Genomic DNA, 22,227 nt, shown 5'->3' with positions numbered 1-22,227 from the left:
GCTGCTGGATCGCTCGGGGATCGAACTCAAACGACATCGACGCCTCCCGCCTGAGCCATGAGCGTCTGGACCGTGGCACGGCAGCCGCGGCCGCTGTGCTCTCCGGAAGCGGTCAGCTCCTCGGTGGTGGCGCGAACCAGGTCGGGTGCATCGCACGGCAGGCCTGCCTGATAGTGCTTGAAGACTATCTCACGCAGCATGCGATCGAAGGCGGCCACGGCAGGCTGACCTGCGGCCCGCTTGCGTTCCCTCGCTGCGCGCGCCCGTTCGGCCACGGTCTTCGGCGCCGGCTTCTCGGGACCGGACAACATGCGGCCGGCGACCTTGCGCCGGACAACGATCTGCGATGAGGGGTTCTGCTGCGTCATGCCGGCGAGGGTGACGGCCGGAACGTCATTAAACTAGGGCGATTGCGTTGCGTGTCACGCGTTTGCAAGACCACGGCCAGATTCGAAAACCTGCTATCCGGATAGCGGAAGTTCACGCGAGCGGCAGGTCTCGGTGGAATCGCAAACCTGCTACTTCGATAGCGGAAAAGAAAACCCCACCGCGCCTTGTGAGCACGATGGGGTTCCCGTTTCAGGGCTCGCATCACCAAGACCTGGACGGAATCTGATACCGAACCCTGCATGTGTCAAGCAGAGGCTTCAAAGAAACCCCGCCACCGAGGTTGCCCGGCAGCGGGTCAGTTGAGAGGACCATGCCGGATCGGGCATCGTCTGAGCGAGGGATAGCACGGCGTTGCGCAAGGGCCTTCGTCCTTCGTGCAGGCCTTCCGGGACGCGACAGGCTTTCCTCCCTGCGAAGGAGAGCGTCACGGCCAAGGCTCTCCTCGTTGCCCTTGGAGGGCATCACAGCGAAGGGCAGCCACCGCAGCATCGCCTTCCATGACAACGCAGGGCTTCCTCGCAGCGAGGGAGATCGACACTGCCGAGGTTCTCCGATGCTGCGCAGGCTCTCCATGAGCTACAGGGAGGCGTCACGGCGAAGGCCTGCGCGACAGCACCGCTCTCCTGAACGAAGGAGGTAAGCATGCTGCGCCGTGGACAGCGAGGCTCGCAGGGCCTTCCATGCAGCGGTGGAGAGCGATGCTGCGAAGGAAGGCCGAACTGCGATGGAGATCGGAAGAGCGTCGCTGCCCTGCATCCTGGCCTGTGACGCCACCTGCATGCGAAGGGCGTCAACGAAGAGGAAGGTTCGATGCTCGGCCGGGATCAACGGGGCATGCGCGGGCTTGGGGAGGTCGGACGGAGAAGGTGAGATGATGTTGGCCGGGACCTACCCGAAGGCGGTGACGGCTCGACTATGGCCGATGGTCAGGCTGCATAGGAGCCGGATGCCTCGGCGCGCCGGGACTGTCGATGAGCCTCAGCGAAGGCTTCGAAGATGCAAGTTGGCGGTTGGCCGGGGTCTCCCGATGCCGGGTCTGCCGTGGAAGGCTGGGCAGTGGCATGCTGGCCGGGTGCTGCGCCGTGGATGGCCGGGTTTAGGTTCGCTTGCTGGAGTGTATCCCCTACCCAAGGCAGCTTCTTTCCCTTGCAAACAGGGGTCAACGCGATGGCGACCTTGGTGACGATGTGCTGGAAGAGGAAGCCCTGCGCCATCTTGAGCGCGGCGTCCCAACGGTTGCGGACGGTCTTGATGTGCAGGCCGGTCACGACCGTCACATGGTCCTCGTTCGGCACCTTGTCGGCGCGCAGCGCAGGCAGCATCGCCTTCGCCATGGCCTTGATGTTCTTCTCCATGACCGACTGACGGGCATAGGTGCCGCCTGCGCCCTGCTTGGTGGCGAGGGCGTCCGTGGGCTTGATCTTGTCGCGTGCAGCGCCGCGGTTGACGCCGCCGGAAAGGGTGATGACCTCGAACTTCTCGGCGGCCCAGGTGGCGCGGGCGGAGCAGCACTCCAGGAGGGCCTCCAGCTCGGCGCCCTTGAACTCGGGGAATTCGACCTTGGCGCGGGCGTGCATCTCGGTCTCGATGATCTCGGCGAAGCGGGTGCAGTCGAAATCGAGCGCGTTGGCGTCGATGATGCCCTTCTTGTGCAGCTCGCGGGCCAGCAGCGACGAGGTCGAATAGCACCAGTCGTAGACCTCGTTCGAGCGCGTGCCGATGTGCGTGCGCTCGATCTTCCGGATCGACATGAGGCGGGCCATGGTCGCGCAGTCGAGCGTGACGTCGAGCTTCTCCGCCAGCTCGGAGAGCGTCGGCAGGTGCGTGTCGTTGCTGATGTAGTAGGAGGCGTGCGGCGACAGGGGGTTCTTGCCGTCATGGATGTTGGCGAGGCCGCCCGGGTCGGCGCCGAGGTGCTCGAGCTTGGCGAACAGCGCGGCCGCGACGCCCTGGAGCATGCGGTCGGAGACGTTGCCGTGGCCGTAGACGCCTTTCTTGTCGGGCAAATAGTGCCAGAGGTGAGGCTTGTTGACCGTGCCTTCGGGCAGCGTCTCGCACGGGATCCACGTGATGATGTTCGGCATCGGGTAGTCGGCTTCCTCGAGCTCGAACATCAGCTCGGCGATGCTCTTGAACGACTTGTCGAGCTCGACGCGGAAGCAGTCGCGGACCTCGGTGTTCATGGTGGCGTGCGTGCAGTCGAGCGCCGGGAGCTTCTTGTTCCAGGCCTTGCGTGCGTCGCCGTTGCCCATGCCTGCGAACAGGCCCGATCGGACCTTTGGGGTCGAGGCGGCATGGCGCATCAGCAGCCAGTGGCGGTCGCTGCGCTTGCCCTTCTCGACGAAGGCGCTCTGGTAGCTCTTGCCGGAGACCCAGCCGCCCTTCCAGACGTAGCCGATATTCAGGCGGTCCTTGGCGCTCTGCCGGGTTGGCTCGTCGCGGTTGATGCGCTTCGTGTACTCGATGAACTCGACGCGGTTGATCAGCTCCTTCTGGCGGGAGGTGATCTTCATCGCGGCCTGGCCAGCCTCGCGGGCGGCCTTCTTGGCGGCCTTGGCTTCCGCCTTCGTCATGCCGACGGCCAGGAAGGCCTTCGTCAGCTCCTGACCCTCGGCCTGCGCGGCCTTCTTGGCTTCCGCTGCCGTCATGCCGGCGGCCATGAAGGCCTTCGCCACCACCGCGCGCTCGGCATCGCGGCGCAGGTCGCCGTCCCGCATGGCAGCGGCGTAGGCGTCCTTGAGCTCGATCGCATCGATCGGGTCGAACGCGGCTTTGCAGTCCGCGCGCCGTGCAGCCTTCAGCTTACGCTTCGCCGTCGCCTCGCTTGTTTTCACAAAGGCGGCGTAAAAGAGCTGCTCGGATTTGAGGGCGATCGGCAAAGGGGAAAGGTCCAAGGTTCGATGCGAACCCTGATGGAACCTTGGACACCTGCCTGTGTCAACGACGGTCCTCGCGCTGTCCCCGGTCAACTACCTGTGGCTTGGTAGCAACAGTACGGACCGGAAGCTTCGAGATTCGAAACGTTCTGGAGGCCTGCTACACGACGGAAACCGCTGCTGTGGTTGGGACTGTATCGAATGATACACCTCCTATGATTCCGGCTTCATTACTTGATAGCAGCCGACGCCGCCGAAGTATCAAACCTTTCGAAACTCGAAGCTTTCCGGAGGCCATTATTTCGGAGAGCCGACACGCCGCAAACGCACGTTTTGCTCGGAAAACGCGCCGGGAACGTTTCGAGATTCGAAGCTTTCGGGACACCATTAATGCCCGCGATTGCCGATCACGAAAGCCTGCTGAGGTGCGGCGAGATGTCGCAGCCCTTGTGGGCTACTTCTTCGTCCGGGGCGGCCTGGCTTCCTCACGGAAGTAGGCGGCGTTGGCCTTGCCGAGGCCGGGACCGATGTTCGGGTGCTCATAGGTCAGCGGCGGCGGGCCACCGCTCTCCCTGAGATCGCGCATCTTGTCGATCCGAGTCTCGAACGCACCGGCTTGGCCGGGCGCCCTGCGCTTGCCGATGGCGTCCAACTCAGCGCCTTCAACGGTATTCATGTACTGGATCAGAATCCGCTCGACATATTGCGATCGGGTGAAGCCGGCCTCGCGGCTGCGCTGCAGGATCGCCGACATCAGGTCGGGGTGGATGCGCTGCACCAAGCGCTCGGAGCGCAAGTCTTCGAGCGGGCCCGGGATGCGGCCGGTGCGACGCTCAGGGGGCTTGGTCGGTGGTAACGGCTTCTTCACCATCGGGGCAACGAGTCCTTGCAATCGTGTGTCCTTGTAATGCACAAGAACGCTATGGAAGATGATCCGAGTACATTCGCAAGCTTAGCCGAGATCAATGCCCGAGTCGTCCAGGTTTTGGAAGACCGCGCAGAATTCGATGAAGGATTCGTCATGCCCTCCGCCCCAGGCGCCGTGCCACTCCCGATCGCCGTGATGATGTGCCCGACGTGGGCGCGCGCTGTCGATATGTGCTGGAAGTTCACTTCGAAGCTGAAGGCGCATCCGGCCGACTTCGAGCTGAAGGACGCGGTGGCGATGCAGGCGCATTGCAACGACGTGTATTCGACCGTCCTCGCGCAGCGCCTGGAGCTGCACGCCTACGACATAAAGATGCCTGAGCTGGGGCTGGCCTGGGCGCTGATCGCTGCCACGATGGACGACGGCGAGAACATCCGCCGCTGCATGCCGCAGCTCGACGCCTTGGTGCGGGACCACGTCTCGGACCTGCCGGACGGCTCTCGGGAAGTCCGCCAGATGATGCGTCGGCTGGATGCTTGGTGGCATCTGGCCGATGGCAAGGGCGAGTTCGTGTTCACGTCGCCGATCGACTGCGCGGCGGCGATCATCGACGAGGAGGACCGCATGGACCGCGAGCGCGAAGAGAGAGAGGCCGCCGTGAAGGCCCTCTGCGACCTCGCGCAGGCGTCCAAGCCCGGCATGGTCGTCATCAAGAAGAAGGGCGCGTTGAAGTTCACCGCCGATCAGGCGCCGTACAAGGAGCTGGTCGACCTGCGCCTGCCGCTCGTCGTCGCCCGCGATCTGCACGCGACCAGGCGGACGCTCATGATGGAGTATCCGCACGCGATGGCGGCCGTGGACCTGCTGCTGCGCGATCTCCGCGAAGGCGAGCCGGTGAGCATGAAGCCAATGCTGCTTTTGGGCGATCCCGGGTCGGGCAAGTCGAGATTGGTACGCCGCATCGCCGACCTGTTGGGGGTGTCCACATACCGCTTTGACTGTGCAGGCAGCCACGACGGGCAGTTCAGCGGCAGCCCGAAGGCCTGGCATAACAGCCAGCCGTCGGTGCCGCTGCGCGCCGTCGCCGTCTACCGGCAGGCCAACCCGATCCTCATGTTGGATGAGATCGAGAAGAGCGGAACCGGGTCGCACAACGGCAATCTGTGGTCGTCGGTAATCCCGTACCTTGAACGCGAAACGTCGTCTCAGGTGCGCGACACCGCGCTTGATGCCGAGTGTGACCTGTCCTGGGTGTCGTTCATCGCGACGGCCAACGACGACCGCGACCTGCCGCGGCCGCTGCGCGATCGCTTCAGGGTGATCCGCGTGCCGTCGCCGACGTTGGTCCACCTGCCGGCGTTGGCGAGGGCGGTCCTGCTCGAGCTCGCCGAAGAGCGCAATCTCGACCCGGCATGGGTGCCGGCGCTCGAAGATGACGAGTTGGAGGTCGCCGGCCGGGCGTGGGCGCGCACCGGCTTCTCGATGCGGCGATTGCAGAAAATCGTCGCGGCCACGCTCGACGCCCGCGACCAGTGCGCTGCGAGGCACTGATCGTGGACGACGATCTGAAGGCATGGATGGAGAAGGCCAACATCGCGCGCCTCCTCGACCAGCTGCGCCGGGGGAATCCGCCCCCGGCGAGGTACCTCGCGGCAGCGACCGTCATCGACGAATGGTCGTCGATCCGAGCGGAATTCATCGACCGCGACAAAGGTCTGAGTCGCTTCCACGTCGTCATCGTCGGCGTCATCAAGCCGAGGCTGGTGAAAGTCGTCGGCTGGCGCGCGCTGTCGACGCCGGTCTCGGGTAGCAACCTCGCACGGACGCAGGCCATCCGGTGGATCGATTGCCGCCGGAAGTGGTGCATCGACGAGGCCCGCCTGTGGCAGCTCGGGACCCCGGCACCGGAGAAGCAAACATGATGACGAGCCTGCAGCTCGAGGCGGCGATCTGTGACGGCGACGTCGAGGCTCTACTCGCCGACGCGCGGTCCGGCGCGTGCGCGCTGTGGTCGTCGTCGAGTTTCTCCCATGCGCCGGCGATATCGGAGTGGACGACCGAGGTCTTCACCGACGGCGGCGGCCAGCGATGGGTCGCCATCCGAGGCCTGGTCTGTGGCGGCGGCGGCAAGAAAGCCTCCGCCGCCGAGCCACGGCGAACCACCGGTGTGCGCTGGATCGATTGCCGCCGGCGATGGTGCATCACAGCCGACCGTTTCTATCGACTCGGCAAGTCTCCATCCAACTACAAGGACACGTCCGATGGCTAGGACTACTCGCCTGCAGCGCGCAATCGACGCCCTGATCGAGGAGATCAAGGACAAGTTCGAGCCGGCGCCGGAGCGCCTGTCGTCGGTGATCCCGCAGCGACGGCTGACGGAGTGGCGGTGGTCGCCGACCCAGCTCTCCATCATCGGTCGCGCCGGATGGCTGCACGCCACCGGCGAGATACTTCGGGTCGACCGCCTCCAGACCTGGGCGGTCGCCGAGGACGGCTTCTATTGGCTCGAACGCGTCGACAAGTGGCGGGCGGTCGAAAGCCTGCATGAGCTGCCGGCGGTCGACGTCGACGTCGGACCCGTGGCGGGCTCGACCGCCGATCTGACCGATGCCGAGATGGAGGCGCTCCTAGCGGCTAGGACGCCGCCCGAGCACGATTATCCTTACGATGACGACGAGGACTGACAATGACGAACGCCATCGAAGCGCTCTTGGAGCGCCTGCGGAGCGGCTGGTCGCCCAAGGCCGACGAGATAGATCCCGCTGTGCCGCAGCGGGATCTGATCGACTGGCGGTTCTATGGTGAGCGCCTCGAAGGGGTCTATGCGGTCGACGAGCGATGGACCTACTCGAACACGGTGACGCCCGAGCGCGAGCTGCAGCACGGCGGCAGCAGATGGTCATACGTCACCCGCAGCGAGGTGCTGTGGATTGATCCGTGGCTTGGCTGGGCGCTCACGACGGCCAGGTTTTATTGGCTGTATGACGCCGAAGAAGGCGCGAAGAGGGCCTATCTCGGTGGCTGAACACGCCTGGGCGCTGAGGTTCGATTGCATCCGGTGCCGCGACTGCGGGGTCGGCCAGGCCGACGCTGGGCAGGCCTGCCGGCCGTTCCCGAAGGTCCGCCCGCTCGCCGGGATGCGGTCAGAAGGAAGTTTTCAGCAGAAAAGTATACATGACGCCACGCTCGAAGGGCGTCCGGAAAGTTGCCGTACGGCGACATTTGAGGGGTAGCGGGCGATCCGCGGCCCGAAAGTTGCCGCTCGGCAACTCCGCCGGTGTCCAATAAGCTCACTTATCGGACAGCGGTTTCGGGAATCAGAGAGGTTTTCGAGTGCACATCATCGAGGTCGAGGTCGTCGTCAAAATCAGGACGTCGCACAACACGACGCGGCCGCTGTACGTCGCGGTCAACGGCGCCGGTGCCGCGCAGGCGGTCGTCGGCGTGCTTGACGTCGCCTTCAGTATCTCGCCGGCGCCGGCCGCCGACGAGTCCGTGTGGGTCCTGCTGGCACGCATCGCGAGCGAGGGCGCGCGGGCGCAGGCGGAGAAGTTCGGATGAGCGATCTGCGAGCCCGCGCCATTGATTGCCTATTAGACGGCCGCATGGCCGAGGTCGCTGTGGCGCGCGACTGGGAGCTGCTGCGGGAGATCGCCGCCCTGGCGCAGGCCGACGCGCCGACGGATCTGTTGCCGGCCGACACGGAATTGTTCAAGCGCTGGCGGGAGGCGGTGACGAGATATCATCTGTCCGGCTGGAGCCGCATGACGCCGGAAAACGTCGAACGCGTCGCCGCAACGCAAAGTGGTGACGACTGTTGAGCGAGCCAGCCGACATCATCGATCGCATCTGGCGCGACTGGCACCGGCGCCGGATCGACCATACCGCTTTCAACGTGGCGTTCCGCACGGCGATCGCTGTCCTGCGGGAGCGGAATAACGAGCGGATTTCCGCCGAGGCCGCCGTCGCGCAGCTGCAGGCGATCCATACCGAGGCGCTGCGACATCCGGTGCCGCCGGCCGTTCTGCCGCCGTTGCGGCCGGACGAGGTCGGCATGGAGGAGGTGATGGCCGCGCTCCGGCGCGTGATCGCCGTCGAGGCGGAGGTGATCGTCGAGCAGCCGTGGACGGAGGTCCGTCACACGTGCGGGCTATTCGAGATCAACGGCTGGAAGTTCTCGGCGTTCAAGCGTGGCTACGGCGTCAAATACATCAATGAGGTAACGGCGCCCGATGGCCGACGCGGCACGATCGACAGCTTCGACCGGCGCGAGGGGGATGCCGTCATGCTGCTAGCGAACGAGGAGGAGGACGCGTTCGACGAGATCATCGAAAAAGCGCGCGTCCGTGAGCAGGCCGGAGAGGGAAATCTATGACAAGCGTTCGAGCTTTAATCGCCAATAAATACGCTCCGCATGTCGGGATTCCGAATCTCGTCACGCTTTCAAAGCCTGACGCCAATCCGCACGCGATCGGGCAAATGTTGTCCGCGGAATATTGTGGATGCCAGACCTGGGCACTTTCTGACTACGATCTCCATATCCTGATTGAGAACGACGACGATGCGACGGCGCGTGCCGCGTTCCCGCTCACGGTGTCGATCGACGCCTATGTCTCCACCAAGTAATGCGAAAAGTGGTTCTTGATCGACGCGGAGCACTACAGACTGCACGCTTACGGCAGCAACCACTGGGATCTCCCATGAGCTACAAGGACGCTGAGACCGTCCGGGCGGACTGGTCAGTTGTTGTGGCACTTGCGGTCCTGTGCATTCCCGCGGCAGTAATCGCCATCTTTCTGGCCGCTTGGAAGTCGCTGTTCGTCACCTCTTGCGTGCTGCTGTCCGCACGCCAGATGATAACAACGGCGTCGTTTGGTACTGCATGGGCTTCCAGGTGCGTTCGTGGCTGAAGCTACTGTTGCCCGCGCTGTGCCTCAGGCGGCCGAAAGTCGTAGGTGGCTCCTGCCCATACAAAACGACGATGTCCGCGTCAGACAGACGTGCCGCCCGCGCAGCCTTGACGGCAGCCCTGCGATAGGCCGCTGGAAACGTGACCTTCCTTGGCCATCTCGCGAACCGCTTTTTCGCCGACGTCGGTAATGATCACGTTTTCTGGTTTGCTCAAGAACGTCGTAGGCCCGCGTCACCCGCCACTCGATGTTCTTGACCAGTTGCAGGATCTCCCGGGCGGCATCGACCACCCGGTCTGGGTGGCATTGCTGCATCTTCCTGATGAAGGAATCGAACACTGCGCCGGCGCCCGCCTCGGGGGCCACTTCGAGCGCGGCCCACCAGGCGTTGGGGTCGATCAGCGGCGCCCCAGCCCGGAGTTCCGGTCTGCCCGTCCGAAGCGCCCGACGCCGGCGAGCTATCCCGACGGATCAGGTCCCGCTCCGTAGCGGGAGACCAGCGGTTTCGGGCGTTCCTGATAGGCAAGGACGGGCATGCTGCCATTTCGTACGACATGCCGTTGTCCATGGAGTATTTCCTCGCTCAGGTCGCCGCGACGCCAATGCGGCGAGACGAGATGCGGCGCGCCCTAGCAATTCTTGCAGATCGGTCGCATGGCTTTCTTGATGCGCTCGTCTTCAGCCAAGCTTTGGTCGATGGTGCGGTTTTTCTGTTTCAAAGCTTGCTCTGGCGTGGCCTTTACAGGTGGATACGCCTTGTCGTAACAGGCGAGCCGATCGATCGCGACAGTCATCAAAAGGCACTCGGAAGTCTGCGCGCTTACTGAAGCAGCCTGCGTTAAAGCGATGGCAAGCCAGAATAACTGTCTCATATGTACTTTCCAAGCGGTGTTACTTCCGCCTATCGCCGCAAACGTCGTGCTGTTAGCCGATGTTGGCGACCTGCACCATTACAGATTCAGTGACCGTTTTAAGGAATAATAGCTCTTCCTATGCCGGCTGCCACCGCTACGACTGTAAGCACAGGTGCCGGTAGGCGGTCTCATGTTTAGTAAAAAGCGTCATCCAGTGGTCACGATCAATCATAGTGACGCCCTTTGCCAGACGTAACAGCTCTTCGGTCTCCGATTGCGAAAGTCCCACAAGGACTCTTTGACCATCGCCATTGGGCCTCGATCTGAGTGGTATGCTCTTCATGATAGGTATTCGTTGTAATGGGGCATTCTCAGCAATAGAACTCAAACTGGAAATGGAGGATCATAAGACGCGCCTTTAGCCAATCATTGAAAATGCGGCTCATCCTGATGTTCTGGATTTTAGCTAGCTGGCGCACAAGCCTCATACCTGGGCGCCAAACTGAGAGTTATAGTGGAGGCAATGCTAGAGTTAAGCGATATGGGCCTCTATGACAGTTGCTAAGTGTTCTCCTTGCTCCGGTGTAGCGCGTCAATCTGGATGGGAAGAGCGACAATCAGGATGGCAATTTAGCGGTCGCGGCGTGGGGATGATTGTCGCGGCCTGACGATAACGCAAGCGATAATTGCGTGTCGTGGAGTTGATTGTCGTGGAGCGACAATCAGGATGACGCTTTGATTGTCGCGCGCGTTGGTGGCCTTCCGGCTCCGCGGGCTTTGTCGACAGCCTCTTTTCGGCGGTAGCTGTCGACATTCATTTCGAGGATGGTGGCGTGGTGGACGAGGCGGTCGATCGCCGCCAGCGTCATGGCTTGGTCCGGGAAGATTTTGCCCCATTCACCGAATGGCTGATTGGCCGTGATTAGCATTGAGCGGCGTTCGTAACGGGCGCTGATCAGTTCGAACAGAACGCTCGTCTCGGCTTGATCTTTGGTCACATAGGCGAGATCGTCGAGGATCAGCAGATGATATTTGTCGAGCTTGGCTATCGCGGCTTCGAGCGTGAGGTCGCGGCGCGCGATCTGGAGCTTTTGCACGAGATCGGTGGTTCTGGTGAACAACACGCGCCAACCCTTTTCGATCAGGGACATGCCGAGCGCCGCTGCCAGATGCGATTTGCCGCCGCCAGGGGGACCAAAACACAACAGATTGGCGCCCTTGTCGAGCCAGGCGTCACCGGCGGCGAGCGCCTGCACCTGCGCCTTTGAGATCATCGGCACTGCATCGAAGTCGAATGCAGCGAGGGTCTTGCCCGGCGGCAGGCGGGCTTCATCCAGATGACGTTCGAAGCGACGACGGTTTCGCTCCACCATCTCCTGTTCAGCCAGCGCGGCCAAAAAGCGTGCGGCGGGCCAGCCTTCCTTATCGGCGGTTTCCGCCAGGGCGGCCCAGATCAGCTTGATGCCGGGCAGACGCAGTTCGCTGAGCAGCAATTCGACACGGGCGGCGTCGATCTTGACGGTCGCGTTCATGCGACTTCTCCCACGGCTGCTGCGATCTGGTCGTAGATGGCGAGCGAGGGCAGCGTGACGACGACGACCGGTAGTGCCATGCCCTTCGGTCGGAAGCGTTCGATCAGCGCCTTGAGATCCGGCAGGATGCCGTCGTCGAGCGTGGCTTGCAGCACGGCACCGAGTTCCGCTTCGCAGGCCCGTTCATGTGCGAGCGCCAGAAGCCCGACCATCGCACGGCAGGCTGGTCTTTCGCCAATGCCGGCGAGCAAGGCGTCGAACGCACGAGCGTAAACGCGGCGGGGGAACAACTGGTCTCGATAGACCAGATTGAGCAGCGCCATCGGTTTGCGGCGCAGCGAATGGATGACGTGACGATAGTCGATGACATGGCCGTGTTTGCCGTTGGGCTGGCTTCGCCCGCGCCGCAGGGTGACGATGTGGGTGGCGCCCTGGAAGCATTCGAGCCGGTAGTCATAGAGACGCACCCGCAGCCGGTGACCGATCAAGCGGGAGGGGACCGAGTAAAACACCTTGCGCAACGTGAAGGCGCTTGATGTCGTTACATCGACGTTGACCTCCTCATAATCGGCGGTCTTGCGGACCGGCAGTTTCTGTAGCGCCGTCCGCTCCTGATCGATGCGCTTGGCATTGCGCGCATTGCCGCGGCCAACGATCTCGTCGACAAAACCACGCCATGCCGGAAGATCGTCGAAGTCGCGAGAGGCACGCAGCAGCAGGGCATCGGCCAGCGCTCTCTTGAGATGGCCATGCGCACTTTCGATCGAGCCGTTCTCATGCGACACGCCGGGATTGTTGCGGGTCGGCGTCATGCCGTAATGACTGCAGAACGCCTCGTAGCGCGTCGTCAAATCCTCCTTGGCTTCAGCGCCGAGATTGCGGAACGCGGCTGACAGGCTGTCGCTGCGGTGCTGCTCCGGCACCCCGCCCAGCGACCACAGCGCGTTCTGCAAGCCTTCCGCCAGCGCGACAAAACTTTCGCCACCGAGTACGACATGGGCGTGTTCGAAGCCGGAGAAAGGCAGCCGGAAGTGATAGAGCCGGCAGTCCAGCAACTGGCCTGCAATGGTGACGCCGAGATCGGCAACCTCGGTGAAGTCCGACAACCCCATGCGGCCCGGCGGATGTTCCTGACGGAAGATCACCTCCCGATCCGGCCCGTTCACCGCCCGCCATGCCCGAATGCGCCGCTCGAGCGTCCGCCGCGTTCCAGAACCCAGCTCCGGATGTCGGCGGCATAGTTCCTCGAACACGGCGATCGGCCGTAAGCCTGGGGCGGCGTTCAGCATCGGGAGGATGTCGTTCTCCCAAAGATCGGCAAATGGATCAGCGCGGCGGCGTTCGCGGGGCGACTTCTTCTGGGTGGGAAGTCGGGGATCCTTTTCGAACCGGTAGGCGGCGGAGGTGCTGAAACCAGCCTTTGCAGCGGCGACGGCTGGCGAATGGTTGCGACGCAAGCTCATGAAAAGCCTCATTTGTTGATCGGTGACATGCCGGCCGGCCAAAGAATTGGTCCTCTCAAAGGAGAAACCCGATCTTTGACCAGCCGCCGTTACCGCCAAATGAGGCCCGTTCGGGCGACACGCCGCTGCTGGGCTGCCTCCGGTCGGGCTACGCCCTCCCTTCGTCAACCCAGCAGCGGCGCATTCTCATCCTGATTGTCGCGGAATTCTCATCTTGATTGTCGCGCTGCACTCCGGCTTGAGATCGTTCCCTGAAATTCGCCCAGTGCGCCGTTGTCCGGAGCGTTTAGTTGCAAGACTGTCATCAAGGCCCTCTGAGAGGAGAGCCGGCTCGCTCGCCTAGAATTTTGGGCGGCCTAGCGAGGCGGGCGCTGACGCTAGGCCTGACCGGAGCAACACATTGGGGAGTGATGCGCCGGCTGGTGCATAGATACGCGCGTCCAGTCAGCTGCTCAACGGGCATCCGATCTTAACCTAACCGATCAACCTTACCGTAGCAGTGATAAGTCTCGGTGATCCATCGGGAGATGGTGCATTACCGCTCGAACGTTATCCGCAATCAATCTTCTCAACAAAGTTGCCTATGACGCAGTTTCTATAATCATTCCATCGACGCTTAGACTAACGGCTAGTCGCGCAATCTACCGGCTATCGGATCGTTGAGACCGGAACACCCGATCGGGATTGGCCGGTTAACGGCACTGTTCCCGAGCCGGTTTGGCTTTGATAGGTGGAGGTCGCCGATGGCACCGGTTGGGCCATTCCACGAGGTGTCGAGACTCCGCCGCCTGGTCCGTCGATTGTGTATTTTTGAGGCAGCGTCTTCTGCGATGTTTGCGCATAAACTTGTGTCATGGCTATCATGCCGATCGCGAATACGACATATCCATATCCCAAGGATCGCATGGCAATCTCCGCTCGCATTTGTTGTGTATTCTACATCTTAATGTCGATGTGTCGAGTTGCCCTCACGCCCGCGCGTTAGGCGGGACTTCGCGACGATGACAGGATTGCAAGATTGAGAACCCTTTGCCGGTTGTCACCATGGGGGGCCGCCTGCTGATGGGCTTATGGACGTCGGCGACCTATTACGGCGGCAAAGGCTCAACACGATATGGTCGTAGAACGACACCGTTTCAGCGGTCGGGCGCGAAAAATGGATCGAGAATGTCCGTCGCGAGATGCGACAGATCTGAGAATTGGCTGCCAAGTGGCGGCTCAAGAGCCTAAAGGAACCCGAGGCCGTCGTTCTGGATAGCGACCTGACTATTCACGTCAGAGCGCGCCACCCATGACGGTCGCCTGCAGCCGGGTGATATTGCTGTTATCGTAAGGGGCACTTTGTACTCAAGGGACAGATCAACGCTGAAAGATTGATCGGAGACTTTGAGCGGGGAGCCGATTAGCTCCGAGCATCGCGCCGTAAACCAAGCTCACACCTTCGCAGACGCCACCTCTTTGGGGGCGTGGTCCCGCCTTGTGCGACGACTTAGCGTCCATCGTCGTGTCAGATGAAGCGACAGGGCAATTTAAATTATCAGTTGCGTGGATGCGAAAGGTTAGAGTCCCAGCCCTGAAGCAGAAGAAGCTACTCTCGCAGGACGGTATTTTGCAGCACGATCTTGACCGCCGTTTGCCGCAGCTCGGTGTTCTCCTCCATAAGCCGTTGCAACAGATCGCTGCGATAATCCGATGGTGCTGGCCATCGTGATGACTCTAAAGGGCTCTTCTCGCTCATGTTATCTCGCATGCTAATAGCTAGGAGATTGCGCGTTCGCTTGGCGCGACATTCGACTGATAGACTTTACGACTACTGCGTTCATTAACAACGCCCAAGTTACTAGCAATAGTGCTGATGTTTTGTGACGCGCGTTGAAATATTGAGCAACGTATTTTGGCCGTACGTGAGTTTGAAATGCACAACGAATTTGCAATAGGAGGCTATTTGTAACAGCTGCTAAATTGCTGTCCAACGATCATTTATCCCGCTTAAAATGCATCGAAAATTGAAGCACCCATAGGTTGCTTTTTTTGGGGCGCTTTGGGATTGGTTCGTTTACTCAGACTGCGAGTTTCTGTAGGTTTTGTGGGGACTTGCGCCCACATTTGATCGAAATTAAAAGTTAGTCTCCAAAGATGAAACGTCACTCGGCCGAAGAAATATCATCGAAATTGCAAGAGGCCGAAGCGCTGATGGCGCGTGGGCTTTCGCAGGCACAGGCGTGTAAGAAACTCGGTGTCAGTGTCATGACATTTCATCGCTGGCGAAAACAGGATGGCGTTCAAGCCGGTCTTTCGTATTCGGAGGGCGCTTCATCCAGCTTGGCAAACATCGCCGCCCTCGCTCCGAAAGAGGACCCTATGACGGACAGCCGGGTGTCCGAATTGCGCCTTGAGAATGATCGCCTGCGCCGGATCGTGACGGACTTACTGCTTGAGAAGATGAGGATAGAGGAAGAACTTGTCGCACGTGAGCAACGCTCAAAGTAAAACAGGCTTCGAGGCCCGTCGCGGCCATTGTCCAGCACTTCAAACCTGTTCCGTCGATACAAACGCCCGCGACATCGGCTGAATCCCGAGTTCCGGGCGCTTTCGTTACTTCTGGGCGTTCGTTCTGAGGGCGCATAGCCGGGCTGGCCAATACCTTATAGGTAAACAGAGAATAGGCCCGCACCGCCACGATAACGCTTGACCATCGACTGTCATTGCCATGCGCAATTAACCATATATGCCTGAAGGGGCGGTCGTGCAGTTGTTCCTTGTGTCTCACAATTCCAACTGTTATCGTTAATTTATTGTTAATTCGACGCTGGCTTTTGGTAACAGTCGATGACCGAAATCTCCGAGGTCCGCAGTAAGGCGATGGCGGCCGTGGACGTTCGCGGTATCGGCAGGGTGTCATTAGTCTCGCTGGAGATTGCGGGCATCTTCTATGATGCCGCCATTGTGGTAGCTGCCAGCGTGATCGGCGGCTTGCTTTATCATATCACTTACTACGGTGTGCTTTTTAGAATTGAAGCCTTCCTGGGCATCGGACTAGTTGCCGCGGTTCTGCACATGCTGCTTGCCAAGACGCAGAACCTGTACGAGATGCCTGTGCTGGCAGGCCTCGACCGAAGCTGGACGCGACTCCTCAGCGTATGGATTCTTGTCGTCCTGTTGCTCATGCTGTTTATCTTTCTGCTCAAGATCGGTGACGGGGTTTCTCGCGGTTCGACAATTGCCTTCGGGCTGATTGGCGGTGCAGGACTCGTCGCGGGACGGGCTTTGCTGCAGAGGCCTTTGCGCCGTGCGATCGAAAGCGGCGCTTTGGGCGGGCGGCGTATCGTGCTCGTTGGCTCCGCCGCAGAACTTGCCCATCTTCGTTCCCACGACTTGCTTCACAAGTTCGGGCTGACGGAAGTCCGCCGTTTTGTGATCGGCGCGCAAGGGATCGAGGAGTCCGATACTGCACGTTGCGACATGACTGGCGTATCCTATGCGATTGAGATGGCCAGAGTGTTGCGGGTCGACGAGATTGTCGTTGCTATCGGTTGGGATGAGCAGGAGCTCATTCAGCAGGTTCGCGATCAGTTGCGTTGGTCGCCGCTGCCGGTCCACTTGTTGCCCGATCAAAATGTCGAGCGTTTTCTTTCGCTTCCCACGGTTTCGACCGGGCCGCTGCCGACCTGGGAATTCCAGCGGGCGCCGCTCAGCGCATTCGAACAGGCCCTCAAGCGCAGCTTTGATCTCTGCATGGCAACGATCATTCTTGTCACCCTCTCACCGCTTCTGCTGCTGACCGCTCTGGCGATCAAGCTGGATTCGGCTGGTCCTGTTATATTCCGGCAGCAGCGAAAGGGTTTTAACGGCGAGCCATTCTCAATTCTGAAGTTTCGGACGATGAAAGTCGTAGAAGACGGTGCTCCTGTTGTCCAGGCGCGGCGAGGCGATGCCCGGGTGACGCGGGTGGGGCGGACATTGCGTCGACGGAGCATCGATGAGTTGCCGCAGCTTATCAACGTCATTCGAGGCGACATGTCGCTGGTGGGCCCAAGGCCGCACGTGCTGGCGCAGGACGACAAATATTCGCGGCTGATATCGAGTTACGCGTTCCGTCACCACGTGAAGCCCGGCATCACGGGGCTGGCACAGGTCCATGGATTTCGTGGTGAAACCCCCAAGATCGAGGATATGCAGAAGCGGGTTGAACACGATCTGGCATACGTTAACGGCTGGGGACTCTGGCTCGACATACGGATCATCTTTCGCACATTGGGCGAGCCTTTCCGCTCCGACGTCTACTGACGGAGGTCATGACGCACAGGTTTCTGCGGATGCTCCGCATCAGTGGTTGCTGCGAAATGTATCCAGAAAAGCCTGATCGAGGTCGGCTAGTTCGCTCTCGATAAAACGGCGATTAATCTCTGTGGCGCTGGCATAGGCCGCCGTGATCGCCGGTTTCAGATCGGGCGCGCGCGTCAAGATTACGCGCAACTGCCGTGTCAGGATATCACGGAGTTCTGGGTCCCGGACGAGGTCTGTCCGAACCAACAGTTCAAGCCGCGGCGCGACAAGCGCCGTGACATTGAACCCCGTATAGTAGGACATCTTCAGCGCTGCGGTGGCGCGTCCATCGATCCAATCGTTTCTTTCCGTCGCCAACGCCAGTGCAAACCACGCTTCGGAATTGGCCGGACCAAGCGTCACCGCGATACGGAAAGGTGATTGCATCTCGGTCTCGGAGGCGCCCGGCTTCTGCGTCAGGGCCTGACCTTCGTTCAGCCAGAGTTGTCCGCGGATGATGCCCAGCCGCGCAACAAAGGCATTCCGAACCGTCAGGGGCGCCAGCCACCAAATCGACAACATCGCGGTGACTATGCCGATCGCCACGATGGCGTGGGCACGCATCGATATCGGAGTGGAGATCACAGTTGGCCCCGGCCTGTCGTCCCGCGCGCGAGTTCATACTGTTGCATCACAGAAATCCGAGTTCGCGGTTGCGAATAGTGATACAGGTCAGCCGCCCGGTGGCGTAAGCGCCGGTATCGATATTGATTCGATTGCCATGTACTTCAGGCTCGTGCACCGGCGTATGTCCATGCACGACGATCTGACCGAAGTTCTCTTCTGACAGCAGGAAATCGTCGCGGATCGAAAGCAGGTCTACCTCACGTTGCTGGTCCATCCGGACGCCGGGGCGAATCCCTGCATGGGCGAAAAAGTAACGTCCGCGGCTGTAAAAAGTCGGCGTCGCTCGCAGAAAGGCGAGGTCCGCCGGCGGAATAGCCAGCGCCAGTGCGTCTGATAGTCGTCGGCATTCGACAGGGTCGGGATTGGCGGAGGGCGATAAACCGTAGGAGATTAACGTCTGCAGCGCGCCGAAGCGGCGCCATGACGTCAATACATGGGGGTTGTCCAGAAAATCCAGCAGGAAAGCTTCGTGATTGCCGCGCAGGCAGACCATGGGACGCCGGGACTGCCGCGCCCCCAGCGTGGCGATTACTTTCGCCGAGTCGGGGCCCCGATCGATGTAGTCGCCGAGAAAAACCTCGAGCGACTCGCGGCAGCGTCCGGAGGCAACGTCGGAATCGATCTTTGCGCAGACGGCGTCCAGCAAATCCGCCCGACCGTGAATGTCACCCACCGCATAGATGCAGACGTTGTCAATCTGCGGTGTGATACGAAGCAGCCGGTCTTTAATCAAATTCCACATCTGCGACTTTCGCGGGTCATGACCTGGAGCGGCCGACGGACTGCACGACGCCCATGCCCACAGTAATCCCTAGAAGAACCAGCGAAGAAATGGCCGGCGAAATAGGCGAAACAAAGGATGTCGTCACAAATATCACTAGCGCTCCTGCAGCAGCTGCGCAAAAAACCCAGTCCCGTCCGCGATTGATCGCACTTGTAATCATGAAAAAGACGCTGGCTGTCGTGATGACGAGCATGGCCCAGAAAGCGACTGGTCCCCAACTGATCAAGGCTGCTGCGGCGGCGGTCGCCAGTCGCAGGTGATCGGGAGAGCCGGGCGTTCCGAGGTAGGTCGGTAGCAGAGCTGCGGCTGCGCCGGTGCCGGCCCACGGCACGTCCGCCAGCATGGCGAGCGTTGCGGCAAGGTGATCAGCCGGGATGCCGGAGAAAGCGACGACGAACGGAAACGAGGGATATGGACGAGACGCAAACGCGGTTGCCGTTCCGATGACGGCTACTACCAGCCAAAGCGTGGCGGCGGCCCAGGCCGAGAGGCCCAAGCGCCGCGCGGCCCAGATTATCAAAATACTAGCGGTGCCTGTCGCGACCGGAAGCAGGAGGCGGGCGCTACCAAGCTGGTACACTGAGGCAATGCCGATCAACGTTGCAGACAACAACGCCGCCACGCGGAGCCAGGGCCGATCAAGCGATATATTCCCCGCGGGCGGCCTGCTTTGATCGAGCAGACTCGCGATGCAGGTCGACAAACAGATTAATATAGCGCCGACCGCTCCGCTGTTGTCATTATCGACGTGAATTGCGAGCGACGACATGCCGGCCGCGGTAAGGGAAATGATCGCCAGAACGGCAGCGCTCGCAACGACGGTGTGCGCTATCGCGCGCGCCCGCCTCGGATCAACGGCGGCGGCCGCGGCAGCCAGGCCTGCCGAAAGGCTGCCAAGGCCGAGAAGCAGTGATTGCAGCGAGGTGCCGAGATCGATGGAGATGCTGCCCGCGACAGGAAATCCGAGGTTTTCTGCGGCGACGGCCCAGATGGGGTGCGCTATAGACGGCAACGGAAGCATCTGCACGATGGTCCAGAGCGGAATCAGGCAGCCGATGGCGATCGGGACGCCGGCCACGGAATGCAGGAAGGCCCGTTCGCCGGGCCGTATGGCTACAATGCCAGCCAAAAGGCAAACCGATGCGAACGCGCCGGTCGCCCCGGTGGCAAGTGCCTCGTTGGCAAAGCTCAGAGGCACCATCAGCCCGATCAAGAGGCAGACTAAGGTCGCAACTTTCCACACAGCAGATGCAATCCGATGGTAGGCACTTCGCGCGGTTGAATCGCGGGGGGGCGCGAAGCCTGTCAGGACCAAATGGCAAAGCCCTGTCATTCGGAGCCACGCGTCGAGCAGGTTCTAGAGGTGTTCCGACCGGTAGGTACGATTGTTGGAGCCGCGTCCGCAAGCTAGCAGAGGGGCGAATGTGGAGATCGCGTAGCCAAACTGAAGGCTCAGCAGGCTCGCGAGGAGGCTTACCAATCCCGAAACAGTCAGAATGCCGCCCAGCCAAATCATTTTTGCCAGCACCAGGCTCGCCGTTGCCGGCAGCAGTATCATCACCGGGCACCGGAGACCGAGCGCCATGCCGACCAAGAGACTGAACGAGAGAACCGTAAGCATAAATGACACCTTGCAGGGCCAAGCATGCGGGATATGCCGTTAAAGGCGCGTTAACGCCTGATACGGGGAACTGTCGAACTTTTCGAGCCAAAGTGCCTCGCTCCGGAACGACATCGAAATGTTAATAACGGAACGACGGAGCGCTGTAGCCGTATGCTGCCCAATAGTCTCGGCCGCCGTATGGCCCATAGGCGCCATACAGTGGAGCGCATGAATAATGATCCGGGCAGCCACGCCAGCAGACGCGCTTCCAACCGCAAAGGTCTCCCCGGCAGCTCCACACTCGCGAACAATTCGGGCTAATCTGGACTGTCTTTTGCCGCGGTCCCGGGGATGTCAGGTCCCTGTCCGCCGCCTGAGCGGCGTCGAGTCGGAAGAGCGAAAACAACGCCAAGGCGCCGGCTAGAATCTTAATCGTCGACATGAAACGCCCCCATCGGCCTACACGAGCCGAAAAACAGTTACTGGAATGCCCCGCCTTACGTCAGTTGAAGGTAGATTATATATTCTACAACGAGAAAATGTGTCTCAATTGCCTCACCTTCATAACATTCGTTATCATTAGACCCAATTTGATCATTGGCAACCTTGTTGTCGGAACCAGCCGCGTGATACCGACAATCAATAGGGTGGGGTTGGGATGCTGATTAAAAAGATCATTCGCATAGGGGTTTTGCTGGCTCTCCCGGTTGGTTTGCAGGGGTGTCTCTACATGCCGACCAACGGCCCCACTGGCGAAGCCATTCGCGCCGCAGAACAAGATCCCGTAATTGGCCTTCCTTATGCAGTTGTCAAAGTAACTCCGCAGACTGAACAGGTACTTGCAGCCTTCGCGCCGCGCCTTGCTGGAGGCATCCAGGGGCGGCCGCCAGGTGAGATTCGCTTTGGGATTGGCGATGTCGTCAGCGTCACGGTATTCGAAGCTGCTGCCGGCGGTCTGTTTATTCCTTTGGAAGCCGGCGTTCGTCCGGGAAACTTTATTACTCTGCCGAATCAGAACGTGGACAGCGACGGCAACATCTCAGTCCCGTATGCTGGCGCCGTGCGTGCCAAAGGTCGTACGCCCAGCGAAGTTCAACGTTCGATTGTCGATGCTCTGAAGAATCGCGCCATCGAGCCGCAGGCGGTCGTCGCCTTGATCGAGCAGCGTACATCGCTGATCAGTGTACTCGGTGAGGTCAATACGCCTGCGCGCTTTGCGGCCAATGCGGCCGGCGAGCGTATTCTTGACTCGATCACGCGCGCTGGTGGGCCCAAGGGGCAGGGCTTCGATACCTGGGTAATGCTCGAGCGGGAAGGCAAGCGGTCCACGGTGCCGTTTGGGCAGCTTGTTTATGAGCCGACCAGCAACGTTTACGCCCATCCCGGGGATACGATTTACGTCTACCGCGAACCTCAGACCTTCGTCGCATTCGGCGCATCGGGCGCTCAGGGACAGTTTAATTTTGAAGCGTGGCGCGTGTCGCTGGCCGAAGGCGTCGCCAAGGCCGGTGGCCTGAACGACTCGTCTGCGGACCCCGCGGCGGTGTTCCTATATCGCGGCGAGTCCCGCGAGGTCGCGGTGAGGCTTGGAATCGATGTCAACACGTTCAGCGGACCCGTCATCCCGGTGGTCTACAATATGAATCTGCGCGATCCAGCGGGTTACTTTCTCGCCACGCGCTTCCAGATGCGCAACAAGGACGTGCTGTTTGTGTCGAACGCACCGTCGGTCGAAAGCGCCAAGCTGATGCAGCAAATCAGGCTCGTGACCGCGACGGTCAACGATCCGATTGTCGCAGCGGCGAACGGCGTGATCCTGCGAAACGCCATCAAGCTCGCTCCCTAACCGGCAAGAATGCCAAATCATCGGGGCGGCCCGAGATCGAGTGCGAACCCAGAATCTGTGCCGCTCCACACGGCTTGTGTACGGTGGTCTGGCTGGCTGGTGCTCGGCGCGGTTGCTCTAGCGCCGCTGCCGCTCGGGTCTGTAAGCG

At 60.9% G+C, this 22,227-nt stretch carries 23 protein-coding genes; 12 read left to right on the top strand and 11 right to left on the bottom strand.

Annotated features, from left to right (window positions below):
* Positions 1-26: 26 nt before the first annotated feature.
* The 3 genes from FIU28_RS17060 to FIU28_RS17050 form a co-directional block, all read right to left on the bottom strand.
* The gene (locus tag FIU28_RS17060) at positions 27-368 is read right to left on the bottom strand and encodes a hypothetical protein (protein WP_143574396.1); all 342 of its coding nucleotides are present in this window, start codon (positions 366-368) and stop codon (positions 27-29) included.
* A gap of 948 nt (positions 369-1,316) precedes the next feature.
* Positions 1,317-3,269 carry a hypothetical protein gene (locus tag FIU28_RS17055; RefSeq protein ID WP_143574395.1) on the bottom strand — a complete coding sequence of 651 codons (1,953 nt, stop codon included), beginning with the start codon at positions 3,267-3,269 and terminating at the stop codon, positions 1,317-1,319.
* Between the two features lie 451 nt (positions 3,270-3,720).
* A complete protein-coding gene (locus FIU28_RS17050; RefSeq protein ID WP_143574394.1) occupies positions 3,721-4,158 on the bottom strand; it encodes a hypothetical protein in 438 nt (145 codons plus the stop codon).
* A 30-nt stretch (positions 4,159-4,188) separates the two neighbouring features.
* On the opposite strand from FIU28_RS17050, the gene FIU28_RS17045 reads away from it, so the two are divergent.
* The 9 genes from FIU28_RS17045 (at position 4,189) to FIU28_RS17005 (ending at position 8,760) form a co-directional block, all read left to right on the top strand.
* Positions 4,189-5,685, top strand: coding sequence for an AAA family ATPase (locus tag FIU28_RS17045; RefSeq protein WP_246660716.1), 1,497 nt, complete (start codon positions 4,189-4,191; stop codon positions 5,683-5,685).
* Between the two features lie 2 nt (positions 5,686-5,687).
* Positions 5,688-6,056 (top strand): hypothetical protein, encoded by a 369-nt coding sequence (locus FIU28_RS17040; RefSeq protein WP_143574392.1) that lies wholly within the window; start codon positions 5,688-5,690, stop codon positions 6,054-6,056.
* Positions 6,053-6,403 carry a hypothetical protein gene (locus tag FIU28_RS17035; RefSeq protein WP_143574391.1) on the top strand — a complete coding sequence of 117 codons (351 nt, stop codon included), beginning with the start codon at positions 6,053-6,055 and terminating at the stop codon, positions 6,401-6,403. The genes FIU28_RS17040 and FIU28_RS17035 overlap by 4 nt, the downstream gene beginning before the upstream one ends.
* On the top strand, positions 6,396-6,818 hold the full coding sequence (locus tag FIU28_RS17030) for a hypothetical protein (RefSeq protein WP_143574390.1): 423 nt from the start codon (positions 6,396-6,398) through the stop codon (positions 6,816-6,818). The genes FIU28_RS17035 and FIU28_RS17030 overlap by 8 nt, the downstream gene beginning before the upstream one ends.
* A gap of 2 nt (positions 6,819-6,820) precedes the next feature.
* The gene (locus tag FIU28_RS17025) at positions 6,821-7,159 is read left to right on the top strand and encodes a hypothetical protein (protein WP_143574389.1); all 339 of its coding nucleotides are present in this window, start codon (positions 6,821-6,823) and stop codon (positions 7,157-7,159) included.
* Positions 7,160-7,467: 308 nt separating this feature from the next.
* The gene (locus FIU28_RS17020) at positions 7,468-7,695 is read left to right on the top strand and encodes a hypothetical protein (RefSeq protein WP_143574388.1); all 228 of its coding nucleotides are present in this window, start codon (positions 7,468-7,470) and stop codon (positions 7,693-7,695) included.
* 44 nt (positions 7,696-7,739) lie between these two features.
* Entirely contained in the window at positions 7,740-7,955 is a 216-nt protein-coding gene (locus tag FIU28_RS17015) for a hypothetical protein (RefSeq protein ID WP_143574387.1), read from the top strand.
* Positions 7,952-8,509, top strand: coding sequence for a DUF7693 family protein (locus FIU28_RS17010; RefSeq protein ID WP_143574386.1), 558 nt, complete (start codon positions 7,952-7,954; stop codon positions 8,507-8,509). The genes FIU28_RS17015 and FIU28_RS17010 overlap by 4 nt, the downstream gene beginning before the upstream one ends.
* Positions 8,506-8,760 carry a hypothetical protein gene (locus tag FIU28_RS17005; RefSeq protein WP_143574385.1) on the top strand — a complete coding sequence of 85 codons (255 nt, stop codon included), beginning with the start codon at positions 8,506-8,508 and terminating at the stop codon, positions 8,758-8,760. Before FIU28_RS17010 ends, FIU28_RS17005 begins: the two co-directional genes overlap by 4 nt.
* A gap of 913 nt (positions 8,761-9,673) precedes the next feature.
* On the opposite strand, the gene FIU28_RS17000 is transcribed toward FIU28_RS17005, so the two are convergent.
* The 4 genes from FIU28_RS17000 to FIU28_RS26510 all read right to left on the bottom strand — a co-directional run bounded on the left by FIU28_RS17000 (position 9,674) and on the right by FIU28_RS26510 (position 14,631).
* Entirely contained in the window at positions 9,674-9,916 is a 243-nt protein-coding gene (locus FIU28_RS17000) for a hypothetical protein (RefSeq protein WP_143574384.1), read from the bottom strand.
* Between the two features lie 704 nt (positions 9,917-10,620).
* Positions 10,621-11,430, bottom strand: coding sequence for an IS21-like element helper ATPase IstB (istB, locus tag FIU28_RS16995; RefSeq protein WP_143574383.1), 810 nt, complete (start codon positions 11,428-11,430; stop codon positions 10,621-10,623).
* Positions 11,427-12,935 (bottom strand): IS21 family transposase, encoded by a 1,509-nt coding sequence (istA, locus tag FIU28_RS16990; RefSeq protein ID WP_143576244.1) that lies wholly within the window; start codon positions 12,933-12,935, stop codon positions 11,427-11,429. The genes istB and istA overlap by 4 nt, the downstream gene beginning before the upstream one ends.
* Before the next feature lie 1,546 nt (positions 12,936-14,481).
* A complete protein-coding gene (locus tag FIU28_RS26510) occupies positions 14,482-14,631 on the bottom strand; it encodes a hypothetical protein (RefSeq protein WP_168209949.1) in 150 nt (49 codons plus the stop codon).
* A gap of 398 nt (positions 14,632-15,029) precedes the next feature.
* On the opposite strand from FIU28_RS26510, the gene FIU28_RS16985 reads away from it, so the two are divergent.
* Together FIU28_RS16985 and FIU28_RS16980 are read left to right on the top strand one after the other, a co-directional pair.
* Positions 15,030-15,383: a helix-turn-helix domain-containing protein gene (locus FIU28_RS16985; RefSeq protein ID WP_143574382.1), complete on the top strand. Its 354-nt coding sequence runs from the start codon at positions 15,030-15,032 to the stop codon at positions 15,381-15,383.
* Positions 15,384-15,722: 339 nt separating this feature from the next.
* On the top strand, positions 15,723-17,180 hold the full coding sequence (locus tag FIU28_RS16980; RefSeq protein ID WP_143574381.1) for an undecaprenyl-phosphate glucose phosphotransferase: 1,458 nt from the start codon (positions 15,723-15,725) through the stop codon (positions 17,178-17,180).
* Positions 17,181-17,219: 39 nt separating this feature from the next.
* On the opposite strand, the gene FIU28_RS16975 is transcribed toward FIU28_RS16980, so the two are convergent.
* The 4 genes from FIU28_RS16975 to FIU28_RS16960 form a co-directional block, all read right to left on the bottom strand.
* Positions 17,220-17,804 carry a hypothetical protein gene (locus FIU28_RS16975; protein ID WP_143574380.1) on the bottom strand — a complete coding sequence of 195 codons (585 nt, stop codon included), beginning with the start codon at positions 17,802-17,804 and terminating at the stop codon, positions 17,220-17,222.
* A 46-nt stretch (positions 17,805-17,850) separates the two neighbouring features.
* On the bottom strand, positions 17,851-18,588 hold the full coding sequence (locus FIU28_RS16970) for a metallophosphoesterase family protein (protein WP_143574379.1): 738 nt from the start codon (positions 18,586-18,588) through the stop codon (positions 17,851-17,853).
* 16 nt (positions 18,589-18,604) lie between these two features.
* Positions 18,605-19,843: a hypothetical protein gene (locus FIU28_RS16965; RefSeq protein WP_143574378.1), complete on the bottom strand. Its 1,239-nt coding sequence runs from the start codon at positions 19,841-19,843 to the stop codon at positions 18,605-18,607.
* A gap of 144 nt (positions 19,844-19,987) precedes the next feature.
* Positions 19,988-20,251, bottom strand: a complete 264-nt coding sequence (locus FIU28_RS16960) for a hypothetical protein (protein ID WP_143574377.1) — start codon at positions 20,249-20,251, stop codon at positions 19,988-19,990.
* A gap of 640 nt (positions 20,252-20,891) precedes the next feature.
* On the opposite strand from FIU28_RS16960, the gene FIU28_RS16955 reads away from it, so the two are divergent.
* Complete coding sequence (locus tag FIU28_RS16955; RefSeq protein ID WP_210247730.1) at positions 20,892-22,079, top strand: polysaccharide biosynthesis/export family protein; 1,188 nt, start codon at positions 20,892-20,894, stop codon at positions 22,077-22,079.
* Positions 22,080-22,227 lie beyond the last annotated feature (148 nt).

Origin of the sequence: Tardiphaga sp. vice154, from assembly GCF_007018645.1 — a bacterium.
GTDB lineage: Bacteria > Pseudomonadota > Alphaproteobacteria > Rhizobiales > Xanthobacteraceae > Tardiphaga.
This window is presented reverse-complemented; position numbering and strand designations above follow the sequence as displayed.

What these genes read in the sequence shown, in the direction of transcription:
- FIU28_RS16955 (WP_210247730.1), top strand. Translation starts at nt 20,892, where the DNA reads ATGCTGATTAAAAAGATCATTCGCATAGGGGTTTTGCTGGCTCTCCCG.
- FIU28_RS17045 (WP_246660716.1), top strand. Translation starts at nt 4,189, where the DNA reads ATGGAAGATGATCCGAGTACATTCGCAAGCTTAGCCGAGATCAATGCC.
- FIU28_RS17005 (WP_143574385.1), top strand. Translation starts at nt 8,506, where the DNA reads ATGACAAGCGTTCGAGCTTTAATCGCCAATAAATACGCTCCGCATGTC.
- FIU28_RS16970 (WP_143574379.1), bottom strand. Translation starts at nt 18,588, where the DNA reads ATGTGGAATTTGATTAAAGACCGGCTGCTTCGTATCACACCGCAGATT.
- FIU28_RS17000 (WP_143574384.1), bottom strand. Translation starts at nt 9,916, where the DNA reads ATGAGACAGTTATTCTGGCTTGCCATCGCTTTAACGCAGGCTGCTTCA.
- FIU28_RS26510 (WP_168209949.1), bottom strand. Translation starts at nt 14,631, where the DNA reads ATGAGCGAGAAGAGCCCTTTAGAGTCATCACGATGGCCAGCACCATCG.
- FIU28_RS16980 (WP_143574381.1), top strand. Translation starts at nt 15,723, where the DNA reads ATGACCGAAATCTCCGAGGTCCGCAGTAAGGCGATGGCGGCCGTGGAC.
- FIU28_RS16985 (WP_143574382.1), top strand. Translation starts at nt 15,030, where the DNA reads ATGAAACGTCACTCGGCCGAAGAAATATCATCGAAATTGCAAGAGGCC.
- FIU28_RS17025 (WP_143574389.1), top strand. Translation starts at nt 6,821, where the DNA reads ATGACGAACGCCATCGAAGCGCTCTTGGAGCGCCTGCGGAGCGGCTGG.
- FIU28_RS17060 (WP_143574396.1), bottom strand. Translation starts at nt 368, where the DNA reads ATGACGCAGCAGAACCCCTCATCGCAGATCGTTGTCCGGCGCAAGGTC.
- FIU28_RS17015 (WP_143574387.1), top strand. Translation starts at nt 7,740, where the DNA reads ATGGCCGAGGTCGCTGTGGCGCGCGACTGGGAGCTGCTGCGGGAGATC.
- FIU28_RS17035 (WP_143574391.1), top strand. Translation starts at nt 6,053, where the DNA reads ATGATGACGAGCCTGCAGCTCGAGGCGGCGATCTGTGACGGCGACGTC.
- FIU28_RS16960 (WP_143574377.1), bottom strand. Translation starts at nt 20,251, where the DNA reads ATGCTTACGGTTCTCTCGTTCAGTCTCTTGGTCGGCATGGCGCTCGGT.
- FIU28_RS17030 (WP_143574390.1), top strand. Translation starts at nt 6,396, where the DNA reads ATGGCTAGGACTACTCGCCTGCAGCGCGCAATCGACGCCCTGATCGAG.
- istB (WP_143574383.1), bottom strand. Translation starts at nt 11,430, where the DNA reads ATGAACGCGACCGTCAAGATCGACGCCGCCCGTGTCGAATTGCTGCTC.